The organism is Delftia sp. DS1230 (assembly GCF_040112715.1).
GTDB lineage: Bacteria > Pseudomonadota > Gammaproteobacteria > Burkholderiales > Burkholderiaceae_C > Comamonas > Comamonas tsuruhatensis.
Genome location: NZ_CP157763.1, coordinates 4,108,050 through 4,127,425, shown reverse-complemented (window position 1 = coordinate 4,127,425; position 19,376 = coordinate 4,108,050). Strand labels below are relative to the sequence as shown.

The 19,376-nt window shown below is 68.6% G+C and carries 19 protein-coding genes; 5 read left to right on the top strand and 14 right to left on the bottom strand.

Annotated features, from left to right (window positions below; all coding sequences use genetic code 11):
* Positions 1-13: 13 nt before the first annotated feature.
* From AAN986_RS18585 to AAN986_RS18575, 3 genes are read right to left on the bottom strand one after another with little or no spacing between them, the layout of a single operon-like run.
* A complete protein-coding gene (locus tag AAN986_RS18585) occupies positions 14-859 on the bottom strand; it encodes an SDR family oxidoreductase (RefSeq protein ID WP_047217645.1) in 846 nt (281 codons plus the stop codon).
* Positions 856-1,284 carry a PPC domain-containing DNA-binding protein gene (locus AAN986_RS18580; protein ID WP_017406556.1) on the bottom strand — a complete coding sequence of 143 codons (429 nt, stop codon included), beginning with the start codon at positions 1,282-1,284 and terminating at the stop codon, positions 856-858. The genes AAN986_RS18585 and AAN986_RS18580 overlap by 4 nt, the downstream gene beginning before the upstream one ends.
* On the bottom strand, positions 1,277-1,831 hold the full coding sequence (locus tag AAN986_RS18575) for a DUF296 domain-containing protein (RefSeq protein ID WP_047217646.1): 555 nt from the start codon (positions 1,829-1,831) through the stop codon (positions 1,277-1,279). Before AAN986_RS18575 ends, AAN986_RS18580 begins: the two co-directional genes overlap by 8 nt.
* A 143-nt stretch (positions 1,832-1,974) precedes the next feature.
* Here AAN986_RS18575 and AAN986_RS18570 point away from each other — a divergent pair, with 143 nt between their 5' ends.
* Both AAN986_RS18570 and AAN986_RS18565 read left to right on the top strand, forming a co-directional pair.
* Positions 1,975-2,877: a LysR family transcriptional regulator gene (locus AAN986_RS18570; protein WP_047217647.1), complete on the top strand. Its 903-nt coding sequence runs from the start codon at positions 1,975-1,977 to the stop codon at positions 2,875-2,877.
* 149 nt (positions 2,878-3,026) lie between these two features.
* On the top strand, positions 3,027-4,553 hold the full coding sequence (locus AAN986_RS18565) for a hypothetical protein (RefSeq protein WP_349335430.1): 1,527 nt from the start codon (positions 3,027-3,029) through the stop codon (positions 4,551-4,553).
* A 15-nt stretch (positions 4,554-4,568) separates the two neighbouring features.
* On the opposite strand, the gene otnI is transcribed toward AAN986_RS18565, so the two are convergent.
* From otnI to AAN986_RS18520, 9 genes are all read right to left on the bottom strand, one after another.
* The gene (otnI, locus tag AAN986_RS18560) at positions 4,569-5,366 is read right to left on the bottom strand and encodes a 2-oxo-tetronate isomerase (RefSeq protein ID WP_047217649.1); all 798 of its coding nucleotides are present in this window, start codon (positions 5,364-5,366) and stop codon (positions 4,569-4,571) included.
* A 35-nt stretch (positions 5,367-5,401) separates the two neighbouring features.
* Positions 5,402-6,685, bottom strand: a complete 1,284-nt coding sequence (otnK, locus tag AAN986_RS18555) for a 3-oxo-tetronate kinase (protein WP_047217650.1) — start codon at positions 6,683-6,685, stop codon at positions 5,402-5,404.
* Positions 6,682-7,602, bottom strand: coding sequence for an L-threonate dehydrogenase (ltnD, locus tag AAN986_RS18550; protein WP_047217651.1), 921 nt, complete (start codon positions 7,600-7,602; stop codon positions 6,682-6,684). The genes otnK and ltnD overlap by 4 nt, the downstream gene beginning before the upstream one ends.
* The gene (gene denD, locus AAN986_RS18545) at positions 7,599-8,582 is read right to left on the bottom strand and encodes a D-erythronate dehydrogenase (protein WP_047217652.1); all 984 of its coding nucleotides are present in this window, start codon (positions 8,580-8,582) and stop codon (positions 7,599-7,601) included. Before denD ends, ltnD begins: the two co-directional genes overlap by 4 nt.
* Positions 8,583-8,625: 43 nt before the next feature.
* The gene (locus AAN986_RS18540) at positions 8,626-9,957 is read right to left on the bottom strand and encodes an MFS transporter (protein ID WP_046988821.1); all 1,332 of its coding nucleotides are present in this window, start codon (positions 9,955-9,957) and stop codon (positions 8,626-8,628) included.
* 114 nt (positions 9,958-10,071) lie between these two features.
* Positions 10,072-10,710: an aldolase gene (locus tag AAN986_RS18535; protein ID WP_016445233.1), complete on the bottom strand. Its 639-nt coding sequence runs from the start codon at positions 10,708-10,710 to the stop codon at positions 10,072-10,074.
* Between the two features lie 146 nt (positions 10,711-10,856).
* The gene (locus tag AAN986_RS18530) at positions 10,857-11,624 is read right to left on the bottom strand and encodes a FadR/GntR family transcriptional regulator (protein ID WP_016445234.1); all 768 of its coding nucleotides are present in this window, start codon (positions 11,622-11,624) and stop codon (positions 10,857-10,859) included.
* Positions 11,625-11,706: 82 nt separating this feature from the next.
* The gene (locus tag AAN986_RS18525; RefSeq protein ID WP_047217653.1) at positions 11,707-12,348 is read right to left on the bottom strand and encodes a tail fiber protein; all 642 of its coding nucleotides are present in this window, start codon (positions 12,346-12,348) and stop codon (positions 11,707-11,709) included.
* Between the two features lie 37 nt (positions 12,349-12,385).
* Positions 12,386-12,886 (bottom strand): hypothetical protein, encoded by a 501-nt coding sequence (locus AAN986_RS18520; RefSeq protein ID WP_047217678.1) that lies wholly within the window; start codon positions 12,884-12,886, stop codon positions 12,386-12,388.
* A 1,006-nt stretch (positions 12,887-13,892) separates the two neighbouring features.
* Between AAN986_RS18520 and cobT the strand changes: the two genes are divergently transcribed.
* A complete protein-coding gene (gene cobT / locus AAN986_RS18515; protein ID WP_047217654.1) occupies positions 13,893-14,999 on the top strand; it encodes a nicotinate-nucleotide--dimethylbenzimidazole phosphoribosyltransferase in 1,107 nt (368 codons plus the stop codon).
* A gap of 20 nt (positions 15,000-15,019) precedes the next feature.
* On the opposite strand, the gene AAN986_RS18510 is transcribed toward cobT, so the two are convergent.
* On the bottom strand, positions 15,020-16,483 hold the full coding sequence (locus AAN986_RS18510) for a PLP-dependent aminotransferase family protein (protein ID WP_047217655.1): 1,464 nt from the start codon (positions 16,481-16,483) through the stop codon (positions 15,020-15,022).
* A gap of 105 nt (positions 16,484-16,588) precedes the next feature.
* Between AAN986_RS18510 and AAN986_RS18505 the strand changes: the two genes are divergently transcribed.
* The gene (locus AAN986_RS18505; RefSeq protein ID WP_047217656.1) at positions 16,589-17,335 is read left to right on the top strand and encodes a GNAT family protein; all 747 of its coding nucleotides are present in this window, start codon (positions 16,589-16,591) and stop codon (positions 17,333-17,335) included.
* Here the strand turns inward: AAN986_RS18505 and AAN986_RS18500 are convergent.
* Positions 17,311-18,216, bottom strand: coding sequence for a LysR family transcriptional regulator (locus tag AAN986_RS18500; protein WP_174538880.1), 906 nt, complete (start codon positions 18,214-18,216; stop codon positions 17,311-17,313). The two genes, AAN986_RS18505 and AAN986_RS18500, sit on opposite strands and share 25 nt — an antisense overlap.
* A 143-nt stretch (positions 18,217-18,359) precedes the next feature.
* Between AAN986_RS18500 and AAN986_RS18495 the strand changes: the two genes are divergently transcribed.
* Positions 18,360-19,367, top strand: a complete 1,008-nt coding sequence (locus AAN986_RS18495; protein WP_047217680.1) for a tripartite tricarboxylate transporter substrate binding protein — start codon at positions 18,360-18,362, stop codon at positions 19,365-19,367.
* Positions 19,368-19,376 lie beyond the last annotated feature (9 nt).

Below are 19,376 nucleotides of genomic sequence, written 5' to 3'. Positions count from 1 at the left end.
GTGCGGGCGGTGTTCAGGACTGCGCGGACTGCACGGTTGCCGGTGCCTCGGCCAGCCGGCGGCGCAGCGTGGGCAGACCCACGCCTGCGGCATCGAAGCCGCCGTCGACGGCCAGCACCTGGCCGTTGATGAAGCTGGCCGTATCGCTGCAAAGAAAGCCCACGGCCTCTGCCATTTCCTGTGGTGTGCCGTAGCGGCCCAGCGGGATGGCGTCGTGGTAGTCGGAGCGTATGGCGACGCTGTGCACGAGCTTGGCCATCTCGGTCTCCACCGGCCCTGGCGCGATCACGTTGACGCGCACGCCCAGATTGCCCAGTTCCACCGCATGCTGGCGCGTCATGTGGATGAGGGCGGCCTTGCTCGTGCCATAGGCCACGCGCAGCGTGCTGGCCCGCAGGCCCGAGATGGAGGCGATGTTGACGATGGCTCCGCCGCTGCCGCCGTGGCCTTCGTTGCGAGCCATCCGGGCACCGAAGGCCTGCGTGCAGAGAAAGGCGCCGTCGAGGTTGGTGGCCATGACCGTGCGCCATTCCTCGAACGATGTCTCCAGCACGGGCTTGAAGACCGCCACGCCGGCGTTGTTGACCAGCGCATCCACGCGGCCCCAGCGCGCCATGACGGCGGTGGCGGCCTCGTCCACCTGCTGCGGGTTCGAGACGTCGCAATGCTGGCACAGCAGCCGGGCCGGGCAGTCCATGTCCAGCGCCGTGCGCTCCAGCGTTTCACTGTCGATGTCCAGCAGCGCTACGCGCCAGCCCCGCTGTAGAAACCATTCGCCGATGGACCGGCCTATGCCGCGCGCCCCTCCGGTGACCACGGCGACGCGTGCGGGGGATGGATGGGAATCTCGTTGGTTCATGGACAGGCTCCTGGATCCGGGGTCAAGGCAGAAGGGGTTTGGGGAAGCCACTCTTCGAGGGTCAGCTCGAAGGTGATGCAGACGGGGTTGGCTCCGGCCACGAAGGGGCCGCCATGCACCTGGCCGGTGGTGTCGGCGACCACGCCGCTCAGGCAGGCACGCAGCGAGCCGTCGTCCTGGCAGCGTACCTCGCCGGCGAGGCTGACCACCTCGATGGCCGGCCCGCGCAGCAACAGGCAACCGCCGTCGGCGCGCGCCAGGCAGGCATCGACCAGGCTGCCCAGGGCGCCGCGCACGAAGGCATTGCGAAAGCCCTGCAGCGCGCAGAGCTTTTCCACGCTCAGCACCAGATCTTCGTTGGGGGCAATGCGTGCGTAGGCGACGCGGCCCATGCGGCCTGACTCGACCATGCGGGCCTCAGCCATGGCAGACCTGCGCGGCGGCCGGACGCATCAGGGACATGCGCGTTTCAGGGTCGTAGGCGATGCGCAGTCCGAACCCGTCCAGCGAGGTCGCCAGGGCGCTGACGGGCGCATTGACGATGCGGCAGCGCTGCGTGAGCACATGGCCGCCGAGCAGGTGGCCCTGTGCGCTGGAGAAGACGGCATGGCAGTGCACAGCCGGATGCCCTGTTTCGGCGCAGCCCAGCGTGGCGTTGCCGAACAGCAGCCTGGCGGACTGCAGTGTCGCGGGCTGGCCGTAGGTGGCCACGACATGGCCGCTGCGATCGGGTGGCGCCACGCAGAAATCCAGGTCTTCGAGATCGCCTTCCAGCAAGGTCAGCGAGGCACTCTCGACGCTGGCCGATGACAGTGCGCCGACGATGGCGTCGAACAGCGTCAGCCCGGGCGCCAGGGCCAGCCGCATGTGGCGCGCAGCGGGCGCTTGTCGGTGATCCAGTCGCACGGCGCTGCAGGGGCCGGGATGTATGAGGGTGCGTGGCCTGGGCAGGCCCGCGAGGCGCTCTGGCATGTTTGTCTCCTGCTGCTGCTTTGTATTCAGCTTGTGTTGTCCTGGGCGCGGGATGGTGCGTACAGGCCTGCAGCGCAGTCTAGGGATCTGGTTCAATGCAAGGAAATTTGCAATTCATATGGATCGATTTGCGGAGGCTATGAATGGACATGCGACATCTGCGGTGCTTCGTGGCCGTGGTCGAGGAGATGCACTTCGGTCGTGCGGCCGAGCGCCTGCACCTGACCCAGCCCCCCGTGAGCCTGGCCATCAAGGAGCTGGAGGAGGAGCTGGGCGTGACGCTGCTGGAGCGCACGTCGCGGCGCATCGTGCTTACGAAAGCCGGGGAGGATGCGTTGCGCGACGCCCGTGCCGTGCTGGCCGCTGCCGACACCATGCGGCGCCGCGCACGCGAGACCTCGCAGGGGCTCATGGGCTCCATGTCCATCGGGTTCATCAGCCTGCCGGCCTACTCCTTCCTGCCGGAAACGCTGAGGCGCTTTGGCGAGGACTATCCGCAGGTCCGGCTATCGCTGCAGGAGGGCACGACCGACCAGATTGCACATGACATCGAGAGCGGGCGGCTGGATATCGGCCTGGTATTTCGCACGCCGGACCTGCCCGCGTCACTGGACTCTGTGCTGGTGCGCAGCGAGCCGCTGGTGGTGGCCTTGCCCGAGTCCCACCCGCTGGCCCGCAACCGGCGCATCGCGCTGGAGAAACTGGCCCAGGAGCGTTTCCTGGGCTTCGAGCGCCACCAGGGGCCGTTGATGTTCGATGCCATCGTCTCCACCTGCATGCGCCACGGCTTCAGCCCCCGGCTGTTCGCGGCGCGGCAGATGCACACCATCGTCAGCCTGGTCTCTGGCGGTTTGGGCGTGGCGCTGGTACCCGCCTGTGTGCAGGCCCTGCACCGTGAAGGCGTGGTCTACCGGCCCTTGCTGGGGGAAAGGACGGCCGTGGAGACGGTCGCCGTCTGGCGGCGTGCCGATGATTCGCCGCTGGTGCGGGCTTTGCGGGCGTTGTTGCCACGGCCTGCGGCAAAGAAGGCCGGGCTGGCCGCATAGCGTGCACGCCATCTGCTTCAAAGGGTTTCCGTTGAGCCTGCCCTCATCGCTTGCGATGCACGGCCGTCTTTGCGTGGAAGGCAAATGACATTTTGTAGAATCCGCGCCGCTATTCAGCCATCACTTGCGCCAGTCTGCGCTCCACCACAATGAAGAAACGTGCCTTTCTCGCGACAAGCCTTGTCCTTGCCGCTCTGCTGCTTTCCGGCTGCGCCACGCGACCCATCGAGCCCACACAAACGCTCAATGGCACCGAAGGGGCTGTTGTCCTGAAGCTGATCACTGCCGGCACCGGCGAGTTGGACCCTGCGGATACGCTGAGCGATCTCGCTATCCGGCGTGTGCTCAATCCCGGGGAGGAGGCTACCGGACAGGACTCTGCGGTGTTGCTGCGCAGAAGAACCACAACGCTTTCCACCGCAGTCTTCAGCGGCATGGTGCGTCCCGGGCGCTATACGCTCGTTCAGTTGTCCGGTGGCCGCGGCAACATGTCGTACTACTATCCGCTCAGCCAGCGATTCGGCACGTTTGAGGTGCGGCAGGGGGAAGTCACCTTGCTGGGCACCCTGGTGATGCACCCGACCACGGGTCGCGGTTTCGTGACGGGCTATGTGGCTCCAGAGGCCGACATGATGGCCACGGTCAAGGAGCTCTATCCCGCGCTGGCACGGCAGACTCAGGGGCGACCCGCCCTGGGCTTCGACCCTGATTCGCGTCTGGCAGCCCAGGCTGGCCTCATGCCCAGGATCAAGATGCTTGCCTCGACATGGAATGGTCTCAACCAGTCGGCGGATGGAGAATTCCTGGCGGGCTCCAAATTGGGCAAGGTGCTTTGGCGCAAGGCAGACTCCAGCCGTTGGCAGGAGCTTGAAATAGGAACGCTGCGGGAGGTGGCCTTTGTGCGCCGTTGGAAGGGCGGCCTGCTTGCCGCAGGAGAGGAAGGGCTGTTGGCGCTGTCAGATGGGCAGGGGCAGAACTGGAAGATGCTGAACCCGCCCGACAACGCCTTCATCGCAGTGGCACAGCCGCTGCCGGATGGCCGCATTGCGGCCTTTGTCCGCCGCGACCGGGTGTGGACGGCCTATGCGGGCAGCGGTACCGACACGATTGTGTGGCAGAAGCTTGGGAGTTTTGACGACAGCATGTCGCTCAACATCGGCTGGAAGCGATCCATGGCCATCGCTTTGCCGGACCGTGCTGGCATTGTTCTTCCCAACGGGGAGATGCATCTCTACGACGGCCAGAGCCTGCACCGGCGGGCCACCGGCCAGTCGACTCTTGCCATTCAAGGACAGCCCGATGGCTCCATCGTGGCCCGTGTCGCCACCGTGGCCACCAGCACGCTCATCTCGCGCGATGGGGGCACCACCTGGAGCGATACCGGCCTGGGCCGCTTCGCCCTGACCCAGGCCTTCAAGGATGCGACGACCGGCTATGCGCTCACTGCCATCAATCCCGGCCTGTTCCCCGGCCCTTATGGCTTGATGACGACCCGTGATGGCGGCAAGACCTGGGTGCATACCGGCGAGTCGCCCGGTCTGGCCGGAAAGCTGGCCGTCCTGGAGATGGCTGTGGACCGGAGGGACGGCTCCCTGCTGGCTTTTCTTCCAGACAATGCCATCGTGCGCAGCACGGACGAGGGCGCGACCTGGCGCATTGTCAAGGACTTGCGTTGAAGGCGGGGGCTTGGCCTACAGCCACTCCTTCATCCACCCCAGCCCCTCGCTGGTGGCGTGCGCGGCCGCGCCGCGCGCGGGGCGGTATTCGCAGCCTATCCAGCCGTCGTAGCCCAGCTGGTCCAGCAGGCGGAACAGGTAGGGGTAGTTGACCTCTCCCACATCGGGTTCGTGGCGTTCGGGCACGCCTGCGATCTGCAGGTGGCCCACACGGCCCGTGGGCAGGTACTGGCGGATCTTCATGGCGAGGTCTCCCTCGACGATCTGGCAGTGGTAGAGGTCCATCTGGACCTGGACATTGGGCTCTGCGATGTCGGCCAGCAGCGCGTGGGCCTGGTCCTGGCGGCTCAGGAAGAAGCCGGGCATGTCGCGGCCATTGATGGGCTCCAGCAGGATGGCGATGCCGTGGGGCGCGGCCAGCCGTGCGGCGTGGCGCACGTTGGCGATGTAGGTGGCGCGCAGGGCATCGTCGCTGGCGCCTTCGGGCTTGAGGCCGGCCATCACGTGGATGCGTGGGCAGCCCAGCGCGCGGGCATTGGCAATGGCGCGTTCCATGCCCTGGGCGAATTCCGCCTCGCGCCCGGGGATGCAGGCCAGGCCGCGCTCGCCCGCGTTCCAGTCGCCGGGCGGGGCGTTGAACAGTACCTGCCGCAGGCCGTGGTCCTGCAGGCGGCGGGCCAGTTGCTCGGGCGCGAAGTCGTAGGGGAACAGGTATTCGACGGCCTGGAAGCCGTCGCGTGCGGCGGCCTCGAAGCGGTCAAGAAAGTCCAGGTCGTTGTAGAGCATGGACAGGTTGGCGGCGAAACGGGGCATGAAAGCTTTCCTGAAAACGGATGCTGAGTGTGGCATCAGGCGCGCTGCAACGCGCCGAAGGCCTTGGTGAAGAAGTCCGTGGTGCCGAAGTTGCCGGACTTGAGCGTGAGGTGCAGCCCCTGCGGCGCCAGGGGCGAGGCGGCATGGCACCAGGGCACGCCAGGGTCGATCTGCGGCCCTATGCGCATTTGCTCGATGCCCAGCGCCTGCACGCAGGCGCCCGAGGTTTCTCCGCCGGCCACGACGAGCTGGCGCACGCCCATCTCGACCAGTCCCCGGGCGATGGCGGCGATGGTCTGTTCGACCAGTGCGCCGGCCTGCTCCACGCCCAGGCGGCCCTGCACGGCCTTGACGGCGGCGGATTCTGCGGTGGAGTAGATCAGCACGGGGCCGCTGGCGATGTGCTGGCGGGCCCAGGCCAGGGCCTTGCCGGCTTCGTCCTCGCCGGCGGCGATGCGCAGCGGCTCCAGCGCCAGGGCAGGGCGCCCCGAGGCGATGAAGTGCGCCACCTGCGCATTGGTGGCCACCGAGCAACTGCCCGAGACGACCGCCTGCAGGCCGGTGGCGGTGGGCAGGGCAGCGGCCTGGGCCGTGGGCTGGATGCCGAAGTTCGCGGGCAGGCCGATGGCCACGCCCGAGCCGGCCGTGACCAGGGGCATGCCGGCCAGCGCCGGGCCCAGGCGCAGCAGGTCGTCGTTGGAGACGGCATCGACCACGGCCATGCCCGTGCCCTCGGCCTGGAGTGCGGCGATGCGCGCGCGGATGGCGGCCTCGCCCTGCGCGACGGCCACATGGTCGATCAGCCCCACCTTGCGCCCTGTCTGCGCCTGCAGCACGCGCACCAGGTTGGCATCGGTCATGGGCGTGAGAGGGTGGTTGCGCATGCCGCTGTCGCTGAGCAGCACATCGCCCACGAACAGGTGGCCCTTGAAGACGGTGCGCTGGTTGTCGGGAAAGGCAGGCGTGGCAATGGCGAATTCGCAGCCCAGCGCGTCCATCAGCGCATCGGCCACGGGGCCGATATTGCCCTGCGGCGTGCTGTCGAAGGTGGAGCAGTACTTGAAGTAGATCTGCGGCGCGCGGCCATTGGCGCCCTGGGCCTGCAGCCATTCGAGGGCCTGCAGCGATTGCGCAATGGCATCGGCCGGCGCGATGGTGCGCGACTTGAGCGCGACCACGACGGCGTCCACGCCCTCGTCCACCGGGCCGGCGGGCACGCCAATGCTTTGCACCACGCGCATGCCTGCGCGCACCAGGTTGTTCGCCAGATCGGTGGCGCCCGTGAAGTCGTCGGCTATGCAGCCCAGAAGAAGCGTCATGGGGATTCCGATGAAGCCGGTGGCAGGGTGATGCCCGGGAAGATCTTGATGACGGCGCTGTCGTCCTCGCGGCCATGGCCGGCGGTGGATGCCTGCATGAACATCTGGTGGGCCGTGGAGGCCAGGGGCAGCGGGAATTTGCTGTGGCGCGCGGTGTCCAGCACCAGGCCCAGGTCCTTGACGAAGATGTCCACGGCCGACAGCGGGGTGTAGTCGCCGGCCAGCACGTGGGCCATGCGGTTCTCGAACATCCAGCTGTTGCCGGCGCTGTGGGTGATGACTTCGTAGAGCGCGGCGGCATCGACGCCTTCGCGCAGGCCCAGGGCCATGGCCTCGGCCGCTGCGGCAATGTGCACGCCGGCCAGCAGCTGGTTGATGATCTTGACCTTGCTGCCCGCGCCCGCGCTGTGGCCCAGGCGGTAGACCTTGGCGGCCATGGCGTCGAGCACGCCTTCGCAGGCGGCATAGGCCTCGGGGCGGGCGGCCGTCATCATGGTCATCTGCCCGGACGCTGCCTTGGCCGTGCCGCCCGAGATCGGCGCATCGATGTAGTGCACGCCCTGCGCCTGCAGCCTGGCCTCCAGTGCCACGGACCAGTTGGGGTCCACGGTGGAGCACATGACGAAGACGGAGCCGGGCTGCAGCGCGGGGGCGATGCCGCCTTCGCCGAACAGCACGGCCTCGGTCTGCCGGGCGTTGACCACCACGCTGACGATGATGCGGCAAGCGGCGGCCATGTCGGCCAGCGTGGCGCAGGCCGTGCCACCTTCGGCGGCGAAGGCGGCTGCGGCCTCGGGGCGGATGTCGTGGACATGCACGTGGTGCCCGGCGCGGCGCAGGCTTTGCGCCATGCCGGCGCCCATGGCGCCCAGGCCGATCACGCCGACGGCGCGGGGTGTGGCGGTGGTGTGGTTCATGGCTGGCGTGGGGGTGTCAGGTCATCGGCGATGTAGGCGCGCACGATGGCCGCAAAGTTCTCGTCGCCGCACAGGCCCAGCCGATCGGCGCGCGTGGTATCCCAGCGGCCGGGCCAGCTGCCGACGATGCGCTCGACCTTGTCGTCGCGCTGCCAGCTCACGCGGTTGGCTACTTCGTCGCCAGCCACTTCACGCAGCGCGCGCACCATGTCGCCCGCGCTGACGGACACGCCGGGCAGGTTGATGGGCCGGCGGTCGGCGACGGCACTGGCATCGAGTTCGCAGCCTGCGACCAGGGCCTCGACGGCGCGGCGCGGGGACAGCAGCCACAGGCGCGTGGTGGCACCCACGGGGCAGTTGGCCGCTTCGCCGTTGAGGGGCTCGCGGATGATGCCGCTGGCAAACGACGAGGCGGCCGCATTGGGCCGGCCCGGGCGCACGCTGATGGTGGGCAGGCGCAGCACGCGGCCGTCGACAAAGCCGCGCCGCGTGTAGTCGGCCAGCAGCAGCTCGGCAATGGCTTTTTGCGTGCCGTAGGAGGACTGCGGGTTCAGGGCCGTGCCGTCCAGCACGATGTCTGGCAGGTCGCCCCCGTAGACGGCCACCGAGCTGGTGAAGACCACGCGCGGCATGTGGCCCACGGCGCGGCAAGTCTCCAGCAGGGCGCGCGAGGCATCGAGGTTGATGCGCATGCCCAGGTCGAAGTCGGCCTCGGCCTGGCCGCTGACCACGGCGGCCAGATGGAAGATCACGGCCGTGTCCTGGTCTATGGCGCCGCGCAGCACCTGCGGGTCGGCAATGTCGCCCACCAGGGAGCGCACGCGCGTGTCGTCAATGGCCTGGGTGGCCACCACGTCGAGCAGGTCGATCTGGTGGATGGGCCAGCGGGTGCCGGCCAGCGTCAGCGCACCCTGTTCGAGCAGCTTGCGGGCCAGGCGCTGGCCCAGGAATCCGGCGCCGCCGGTGATCAGTACTTTCATGTGTCTTGGGGCTTGGAGCTTGAAGGATGGGAAGAAGGGCCGGTCAGCGGTTGACCATCTTTGCGGGGGTGAGCCAGACCGCGAGGGCGCCCACCACGAGCACCCCCGCCAGCACGAACATGCCGGCCTGCGTGGACTGGGTCAGGTCCTTGAGGTAGCCGATCATGTAAGGGCTGGCGAAGCCCGCGAGGTTGCCGACCGAGTTGACGATGGCAATGCCCGCCGCCGCCGCCGTACCCGACAGGAAGGCCGTGGGCAGCGACCAGAACAGCGGCGCGCAGGTCAGCACGCCGGCTGCGGCCAGCGACAGGAAGATCAGGGAAAGAACGGTGTTGTCGGCGAAGAAGGCCGTCATCGCAAAGCCCACGGCGCCCATCAGCGCGGGCACGATCAGGTGCCAGCGGCGCTCGCGGCGCCTGTCGGCGCTGTGGCCCATCAGGTTCATCACCACGATGGCGCACAGGAAGGGGATGGCACTGAGCAGGCCGATGTTCAGCGCGCCCGTGACGCCCGTGGACTTGATCAGCGTGGGCATCCAGAAGGTCAGCCCGTACTGGCCGGCGACGAAGGCGAAGTAGATCAGGCACATCCACCAGACGCGGCGGTCGGCGAAAACGGCCTTGAGCGAATGCTTCTGGGCACCTGAGTGCTGCTGGTCCAGCTCGATCTCGCGCGCCAGCAGCTGCTTTTCGGAGGCCGTCAGCCACTTGGCGCTGGAGATGCCGTTGTCCAGATAGAAGATGGTCACCACGCCGATCACCAGGGCGGGGATGGCCTCGATCAGGAACATCCACTGCCAGCCGTGCAGGCCATGGTCGCCGTGGAAGGCCTGCATGATCCAGCCCGACAGCGGGTTGCCGAAGATGCCGGCCACGGGGATGGCCGACATGAACAGCGCCACGATCTTGGCGCGCCGGTGGGCCGGGTACCAGTAGGTCAGGTACAGGATCACGCCGGGGTAGAAGCCCGCCTCGGCCAGGCCCAGCAGAAAGCGCAGGATGTAGAAGCCCGTGGGCGTTTCCACATACATGAACATGGCCGACAGAATGCCCCAGGTGATCATGATGCGGGCGATCCAGACGCGCGCGCCCAGGCGGTGCATGAGCAGGTTGCTGGGCACCTCGAAGAGGAAGTAGCCGATGAAGAACACGCCTGCGCCCAGGCCGAACACGGTCTCGCTGAAGCCCAGGTCCTGGGACATCTGCAGCTTGGCAAAGCCCACGTTCACGCGGTCCAGGTAGGCGATCACATAGCACAGCATCAGGAACGGCACGAGGCGCCAGAACACCTTGGCGTAGGCGCGCGCCGTCTCTGCAGAGTCGGCCTGGGCAGGGTGGGCCCCGGCCTGGCCGGATGCGATATCCGTTGTCGTCATTTCAAGTCTCCCTTGGGTTCGCCGCTTGATTCGCCGCTTGGTGCGCCGCCTGGCGGCTGCGCGGCTGTGGATGGGCTGGGTGGTGGAATGCGGCCGTGGGCGCCGCTGTGCAAATCAGTAGCGCGCCCCGAAGGTGGTGCGCAGCTCGTCGATGGCGGCCGCGTCCAGGGGCTGCGGCCGGGGATGGGTCATGAGCCAGAGCCTTGCGGTCTCCTCCAGCTCTTCCAGCACATGGCTGGCCTGCTCCACCGAGCGCTCCCAGACCACGGGGCCCAGGCGCTCGAACAGGGCGCCGCGCACCTGGCCGGCCAGCGCGGCCACCTCGGCGGCGGCCTGCGGGTCGCCGGGCCGGCGGTAGCGGATCAGCGGGATGCGGCCCACCTTCATGACCTGGTAGGGGGTGATGGGCGGCAGCACCTCGTCCTCGCGCCAGACGCCGGACAGCGTCAGCGCCACGAGATGGGTGGAATGCGTGTGGATGACGGCACACGCCTCGCCGTCATTGCCGTAGATGCCCCGATGCAGGACCAGGGTCTTGGAAGGCTTGGCGCCGCTGACCCAATGCCCGCCGGCATCGACCTTGGACAGCTCTGCCGGGTCGAGCCTGCCCAGGCAGGCGTCGGTGGGGGTGATCAGCCAGCCGTCATGCAGGCGCGCACTGATGTTGCCGGCCGCGCCGACGGTGTAGCCGCGCTGGTAGAGGCTGGCGCCGGTGGCGCAGATCTGCTCGCGGATGCGGGATTCGTCGCTCATGGGTGAACGCCCAGGCAAAGGCCGGGTGTGCGGGGTGCAAAAAGAGATGTGACTGATATTGTCATCAGGTCATCATACAAATTTTGCGCAAAAACCCAAACAAGGTGAAAACCCTTGGCCATGCGCCAAGGGGTGGTTTCGGAGGTTCAGGGCTTGGCGGCCAGGATGTCGCGGGCCAGGCGTTCGCCGTCCTGCTCCCAGAAGCTGGCGTCGGCGCGGTGGATGCGGTCTATGGCGTTGCCCATGTGCGTGGCGGCGGCCTTGCGCGCGGCCTTGGGGTCGCCGGCCTCGATGGCCAGCACGATGCTGTGGTGCTCGCGTTCCACGGCCTTGCCGAAGTCCTCGCGCCGCGCCTCGTTGGCGCGCGTGATGCGCATGGCGCCGCGCAGGAACTGCGACAGGTAGTCCAGCGTGCTGATCAGGAACGGGTTGCCCGAGGCCTGGGCAATGGCGCGGTGAAACGCCATGTCTTCCTCCACGCCGTCACGGCCCAGCCGCACGGCCTCGGCCAGGGCGCTCTCCGCATCGTGGATGCGCTGCATATCCTCTTCGCTGCGCCGCCGCGCCGCGAGTTCGGCCACCTCGGTCTCCAGTGCGCGGCGCACCTCGGTGATCTGGATCAGCGCATTCCTGCCAGCCGCCGGCAGGCCTTCGAAGTCCAGTGGCTCTATGCCTGCCGCCTTCACGAACACGCCGCTGCCCTGGCGCGATTCCACCAGGTTGCGCGACTTGAGCTGGGACACCGCCTCGCGCACCACGGTGCGGCTGACCTCGAGCTGCTGCACGAGCTCGGCCTCGGTCGGCAGCTTCTGCCCCGGCTGCAGATTGCCGGCGCGGATGCGCGCCTCCAGCTGCCGGGCAACCTGGTCCGCAAGCTTGAGACCGGGCTGGATGGCAGAGAAGGAAACCGTCATGGAGGGGGTGGGGGGCTGGGGAGACACGTGTGGCAGCGATTGTCTCAGAACGGTGCGGCACTCAGGCCCTCGCGCCCGGCAGTCAAGGCCGGGGTGGATAGATCCCGTCCACCACAATGCACCACTGCATACTCAGGTAGGGGTCGCGTATGGAAAAAGGCTGACTGCCCCCTGCAACTCCTACGCTGACGTTCGCTGAATTGCCAAGAGTCACGTCGGCTGTCGCAGTTTCCCGATAGATGCCTGCATTCTGCGCCTGGGCCAGCATTCTGCCGGGAGCGGGTGTGGCATGGGTCGCTTCCTGGGTACTGGCGGTAACGCTTGAGGTGACAACGGCCGCGTGCGTATGCGCGGGCATCTGGGTCTGCGTCAGCGTCTGGGTCTCAGTGCCGCCGATCTGGCCCAGGCTGGTGGGGTACAGCCCCGGGCCGCTGCCTGTGCCCACGGGAACACGTCCTTGCAGATCGGGGAGTCTGAAGGTGATCTGGCCGTCGCCTCCATACGTCGTGCCAAGTAGCGAGAACAAAGGGGTATTTTGGCTGATTACGAGCGTCTGCCCTGCGGCCGGCAACGTGCTTCGAGGGCAGAAGTTGCCCGCGAAGAGAAAAAGTTCACCGACGTAAGATTCTGATCCTGCGTGGGCTGAAGGCATGAAGGACGCTGACAGCGTGACGGCCAGCGCGAGAGCGGTTTTGCGCGGCAAAGAGGTTGAGTTCTGGGACATGGCGGAATCCTGGGAGGCTATAGGGGCGTAGCTTGTATCAACGGGCGAGCATGAAGCAGATGCGATCCAGCGTCTCTTTCTCCGGGTCCACCCAGCCAGGCGCCAGAGCGATGCCGGCAACGGGGTCCCCCGTTGCCGCGATGGCCACGGCCCGGCCCTTGTTGGTGCGACTGTCCAGCAGCAGGGTGTAGCTGCCCGGGGCTACGGCGGGGTTGAAAGCGATCGTGAAGGGGCCGCTCGCGCCATTGCGTGCTGCTGCATAGCCTGCACCACTGCGGATAACGGCCTTGGTGGCGTCGCCCGGATCGGGTGCAACGCAGCCGTGGCGCACTTCGGCCAGACCTGTGACACCACCCATGCCCGTCGGTCCCATGGGACCCTGCGGGCCCACCGAGCCTTGGAGGCCGTTGCATACATAGCTGGTGCTGGTGATCTCTGCTGCATCCAGTACGCCGTTGCGGTTGGTATCCAGGCCCTGGCTGATGCGCTGACCGCCCGTGGCGCAGGTGGCGCCAGCAGCTTCTACCTGGGTCACCATCAGGGATTCCCGGCCATCGGTGCCCGCCGCGCCGACCGCTCCCGGGCTACCTGGCGCGCCTGCCGCGCCTGTAGTGCCGGCAGGTCCGGTGGCACCGGCAGGGCCGGTAGCGCCCGTGGCTCCCGTAGCGCCGGCAGGTCCGGTGGCACCGACGGAGCCCGTGGCTCCGGCAGCGCCTGCCGGCCCCGTTACTCCGGCAAGCCCTGTGGCGCCGGTGGGCCCCGCAGAGCCTGTGGCACCGGCGGGGCCTGTGGCGCCGGTAGCACCTGCCGGTCCTGTAGCGCCGGTAGGGCCTGCGTCGCCTCTGGGTCCTTGCGCGCCCTGCGTGGAGGCGGGATCGCAACGGCCCAGACTGCCGCTGGCGTCATGGCATACGTGGCTGGTGGATGTGGCGGGTGTGCCTGGCAGCCCGGGCAGTTGCACCTCTCCCGTGGGCTGTACGCGCAGCGCCGGGGTGTTGGGTGTGGAGTAGATGATCACGCCGCCACCCGCGGGGGGCGTGAGGCTGATGTCCGCCGCCCCGGCAGGACCGGTAAGCAGGGCGAGGACGGCGGTGGTGGCAAGGGCCACCGGACCGGCCGAAGTGGGGGGCAGTGGCCGACGGACAAAAAGAGGGGAAGGCATTTGACGGATGGCTCCTGTCGGCTAGGCCTCCGGCAGGGACGCGGTACTTGGCGGCGCTGCCAGGGCTGTCCGGGTGTGCGAGGTGACCTGGCCTGAAGTTGCGCAGGTCCAGGGCAAGGTAATGGGTAAGGTGGCTGGATTGGTACCGATTCTGCGAAATTGTGGATTTTTGCAAAATCACTGAAACTTGGTAAATTGAAATTGACTATTTGCCAGGACTGTGGTTTTCCAGTTCAGCCTGGCAATGGTCCGTTGCTGCTTGCATGGGCGCAATGCAGGTCTGCTGCTGTTGCAAGCCGCGTCTGCAGGATTCTTGCGGGCCTGCGCGGCGCGCGATACTTGCGCTTTTGCCATCTGCCTTACCGGGCCGAGCCCTTTTTCCATGCGAACCCCCACTACCGACTCTGCGGCCGCCGTGCCCGCCATCGCCTCCCTGGCCGATGCCGCCTTCACCCAGCGCGTGCAGCACGCCATAGACCACAAGACCAAGCCGCTGGGCGCACTGGGGCGGCTGGAGCAGCTGGCGCTGCGCATTGCCTGCATCCTGGGCCAGGACAGGCCGGTGCTGCAGCAGCCGCAGATGCTGGTGTTTGCGGCCGACCACGGGCTGGCGGCGCGTGGCGTGTCGGCCTATCCGGTGGATGTGACCTGGCAGATGGTCGAGAACTTCATGGCCGGCGGCGCCGCCGTCAGCGTGCTGGCACGCCAGCATGGGCTGGCGCTGAACGTGGTGGACTGCGGCGTGGCACGCGACTTTCCCGCGCGCGAGCAGGACCCCGACGACAAGCTTCCCCAGCCCGGCCAGCCGCGCCTGTGGCGCCGCAAGCTGGGCTACGGGACGCGCGACTGCAGCCAGGGCCCGGCCATGACGGCCACCGAATGCGCCATGGCCCTGCGCAACGGCGCGGCCCTGGTGCGCCAGTTGCCGGGCAATGCGCTGCTGCTGGGCGAGATGGGCATTGGCAATACCTCCAGCGCATCCTTGCTGCTGGCGCGGCTGTGCGGCGAGCCCTTGGCCGAGGTCACGGGTGCGGGCACCGGCCTGGATGTAGCCGGGCTGGCCCGCAAGATCGGGGTGCTGCAGGAGGTGCTGCAGCTGCACGCGCAGGCCACGGAACCGCTGGACGCGCTGGCGGCCATGGGCGGCTTCGAGGTCGCCACCATGGTGGGCGCCGTGCTGCAGGCCGCCGCCGAGCGGCGCGTCATCGTGGTCGATGGCTTCATCACCACGGCCGCCGTGCTGGTGGCCAGCCGCCTGCAGCCGGCCGTGCTGGAGCGCTGCGTTTTCTCGCACCGCTCGGGCGAGCCCGGCCATGTGCGCATGCTGGCCCACCTGGGTGCCGAGCCGCTGCTGGACTGGCAACTGCGCCTGGGCGAAGGCTCGGGCGCGGCCCTGGCCTGGCCGCTGCTGGTGTCGGCCTGCGCCATGCTGGGCGAGATGGCCAGCTTTGCGCAGGCCGGTGTGAGCACGCGTTCGGAGGAGGCATAGCCGCTGGAGCCGCGCCGCGGCTAGCGCGATAACGCAGCTGCCGCCAGCTTGCCCAGCCGCCTGACCAGCGCGCCGAAGCGCGCGGCATCGGTGTTGCCATAGCCGATCACCAGGCCGTTGTCCTGGGGCAGCGGTGCCAGGGCGAAGGACGAGAGGGCGCCCGGGTTCATGCCGGCGCGCCGCGCCTGCTCCACGATGGCACTGTCGGACAGGTCCGGCGGCAGCCGCACGGTCAAATGCAGGCCGCCGTGGCCGCCCAGCACCTCATGCTCCACGCCCAGTTGCGTGGCAAGCGCCTCGCGCAGGGCCGCCTGGCGCTCGCGGTACAGGCGCCGCATGCGGCCCAGGTGGCGCGAGAACTGGCCGCTTTCCATGAAGTCCGCCATGGCCAGCTGCTCCAGTCGATGGCCGCCGCGCAGCATCTCCTGCACGGCGGATGCCGCGCTGGTGGCCAGGGCCTGCGGCAGCACCACAAAGCCGAGGCGCAGTGCCGGGAACATGGTCTTGCTGAAGGTGCCCACATAGAGCACGGGCGCGTCCGGCACCTGGCCCTGCATGGCGGCGATGGGCGTGCCCTGGTGGCGGAATTCGCTGTCGTAGTCGTCCTCGATGATCCAGGCCCCCGCGCGGCGCGCGCGCTCCAGCAGGTCCAGCCGGCGCGCCACCGACAGCACGGCGCCCGTGGGATATTGGTGCGACGGCGTGATCTGGATCAGCCGTGGAGGATGGCTGTCCCACAGGCCGGGCGCGATGGCTGCGCCATCCGCATCCACGCGCAGTGTGCTGACGCACAGGTCTCCCCCCGCAAAGGCCGACTTGGCGCCCCGGTAGCCGGGCTCCTCCAGCCAGGCATGGTCGCCCGGGTTGGTGAGCAGTTGCACGCACAGGTCCAGCGCACCCTGGGCGCCTTCGGTGACGATGATGCGCGAGGCATCGCAGCGCACGCCGCGGGAGATGCGCAGGTGCTGCGCAATGGCCTGGCGCAGTGCAGGCTCGCCCGCAGGGTCGCCATAGTCCAGCGTGGCGCTGGCGGGAAGGCGCAATGCGCGGTCCTGCGATCGGCGCCAGGCGGGCAGGGGGAACCTGTCCAGGGCGGGCGTGCCCGGCGTCAGGGGCAGGCTGCGGTCCAAGGCGTGGCGTGTGGGCGCGATGCGGTCCAGGCGCCGTGCCGTGCGGGGTGCGCAGGGGGGCGGGGCGGCGGCCTCGGCGGCTGCCATGGAATGGGTGGATACAGCCGCCACGCGCGTGCCCTGCCGGTCGGCGACCACATAGCCTTCGGCCGCCAGTTGCTCGTAGGCGATGAGCACGGTGTTGCGCGAGACTCCCAGATCCTCCGCCAGCGAGCGCGAGGCCGGCAGGCGGTCGCCGGCCGGCAGCCGGCCCGCCAGGATGGCCTGCTTCAGGCGCTGGATCAGCTGGCGCTGGCGCGGCGGCGCGCCGGCGCCGGTGAGCAAGGGGCTGGTCAGCAGGTCAGGGGCGGGCATGCAATGGGTGGCGTGGCACCATGAAATAAGAGGGATATGGCACTTTCAATGATGCCACGCCAGCGCTATCGTGGCCCTGCCAAATGACCTGACCAGGAATCTCCGATGCCCCCCGCACTCAACGCCCACTCCCAACCCGTAGGCCACGACCTTCCCAACTGGACCCCGCGCCAGCGCCCGCCGCGCACGCCCATGCAAGGCCGCTACTGCCGGCTGGAGCCGCTGTCCGCCGCGCGCCATGCAGCCGATCTGTTCGATGCCTTCAGCCAGGCGCCGGACGCCAGCGACTGGACCTACATGTCGGTGGGCCCCTTCGCGGATGCCCAGGCCTATCTGCGCTTTGCCGAGGCCGCCCAGGCCAGCGAAGACCCGCTGCACCACGCCGTCATCGACCTGGCCACGGGCCGTGCCATCGGCTCGCTGGCGCTGATGCGCGTGGACACGGCCAGCGGCGTGATGGAAGTGGGCTTTGTCTGCTACTCGCGCCAGCTCAAGCGCACGCGTGCGGCCACCGAGGCGCAGTTCCTGCTGATGCAGCGCGCCTTCGACGAGCTGGGCTACCGCCGCTACGAGTGGAAGTGCGACAGCCTGAATGCGCCGTCGCGTGCCGCAGCGGCGCGCCTGGGCTTCCGGTTCGAGGGGGTGTTCCGCCAGGCCGTGGTCTACAAGGGCCGCAGCCGCGACACGGCCTGGTTCTCCATCATCGACAGCGAATGGCCGGCGCTGCGCGCGGCCTACCAGCGCTGGCTGGAGCCGGGCAACTTCGATGCGCAGGGCGGGCAGCTGCGTTCGCTGTCCAGCCTGATGGAGCCGGGAGCGCAGCCGGCTCAGGAGCCTGCCGGCGTGGCGTAGTAGGCCTGCAGCACCTCGATCAGGGCCTGCGCATGGCGCGGCAGCCGGCCCTGGTCGCGCACGAGGATGCGGCGCTCGCGCACGCTCCAGGCATCGGTCAGCTCGATCAGTGCCAGCCGCATGCTGTCGCTGTTGCGCCGTGCGGCGCTCTCGGGAACGATGCCGATTCCCACGCCGGCGCCGATCATGCGGCACATGGCGTCGAAGCTGGACAGCTGTATGCGCAGCTTCATGGGCTTGCCCAGGCGCTCGGTCACACCTGCCAGAAATGTCTGCAGCGTGCTGCCCTGCTGCATGCCGATGGCGTCCTCGTCCAGCGTCTCGGCAAACGCAATGCGCTTGCGCCGCGCAAAGCGGTGGCCGCGCGGCGTGGCCAGCACCAGCCGGTCGGTGCTGAAGTGGATGGTCTGCAGGCCCAGCGTGTCCACCTGGCCGGCCACGATGCCCAGGTCGGCCCGGCCATCGAGCACGCCGCGTGCGATCTCGGCGTTGGGCCGCTCCTGCAGGTCCACGTTCACGCGCGGGTGGTCGGCAAGAAAGGCGGGCAGGATCTCGGGCAGAAAGTCGGTCACGGCCGTGGTGTTGGCAAACACCCGCACATGGCCGCGCAGGCCGGCGCCGTACTCCTGCAGGTCGTGGCGCAGTTGCTCGGACTGCAGCAGCATGCCGCGCGCATGGTGCAGGAAGGCTTCGCCGGCCGGCGTGGGGCGCACGCCGCGTGCCTCGCGGTACAGCAGGGGCATGCCCGCCTGCTCCTCCAGCGCCTTGATGCGCAGGCTGGCTGCGGCCAGGGACAGGTGCTGCCTTTGCGAGGCGCGCGTGAGGCTGCCCAGTTCGGCGGCATGCACGAACAGGCGCAGGTCCGTCAGGTCGAAGTGCATGAGGGGCATGAAGGGCGAAGAGGGCATGGGCGGGGTCAAGGTTTTGTCAATTCCGAAGGCCGGGTCAGGAAATGCGCGATTGTGCGCTCGCCCGGCACGGGCAACCATGCGGGCTTGCGACAAGAACAAATGGAGACATGACCATGCCGGATTCTTCCTTTCCCCTGCCGTCGAGCCTTTTGCACCGCCGAAGCCTGCTGGCCGCCGCACTCGCCTTGCCCCTGCTGGGCCATGCCCAGGCCTGGCCCGCGCGGCCCATCGTGATGATCGTCCCGCAGGCGCCGGGCGGCACCAACGACATCGTGGGCCGGCTGGTCAGCCAGAAGCTGGCCGAGGTGCTGGGCGCCAGCGTGGCGGTCGAGAACCGGCCCGGTGCGGGCGGCAACATCGGCACACAGGCCGTGGCCAAGGCGCCGCGCGACGGGCATACGCTGCTGATGACCATCAGCAGCAGCCAGGCCATCAACCCCGCGCTGTACCGCAAACCGGGTTTCGATCCGGTGAAGGACTTCCGGCCCATCGGCCTGATCGGCTCCGTGCCCAATGTGCTGCTGGCCCATCCCGGCTTTGCGGCCAAATCCGTGCCCGAGCTGATCTCCATGGCCCGGGGCCGGCCCGACGAGTTCCGCTATGCCTCGGCCGGCAACGGCACGCTCAACCATCTGCTGGGCGAGATGCTCAACAGCATGGCGGGCATCCAGCTGCAGCATGTGCCCTACAAGGGCGTGGCGCCCGCGCTCAACGATGTGCTGGGCGGGCAGGTGCCGCTGCTGTTCGGCAGCCTGCCGTCAACGCTGCCCCATATCCAGGCCGGCCGGCTGCGCGCGCTGGCCGTGAGCGGCGCGGCGCGATCGCCGCTGCTGCCTGATGTACCCACCATTGGCGAAACGGTGCCCGGCTACAACGGCACGCTGTGGGTAGGGCTGTTTGCTCCTGAAGGCGTGCCCGCGCCGGTGCTGGCGCAGTTGCAGGACGGCATGGCCCGCGCGCTGGCGGCCGGCGATCTGCGCGGCAAGCTCGAAGCCTCCGGCGTGGAGCTGGCCGGCCCGGCCGACAAGCCCGTGTCACCGGACCGGATGGCGGCCTTGCTGCGCGAGGACATCGCCAAGTGGGCGCGCATTGTGAAGGACTCCGGCGCCTCGCTGGACTGAGCCCCGGCC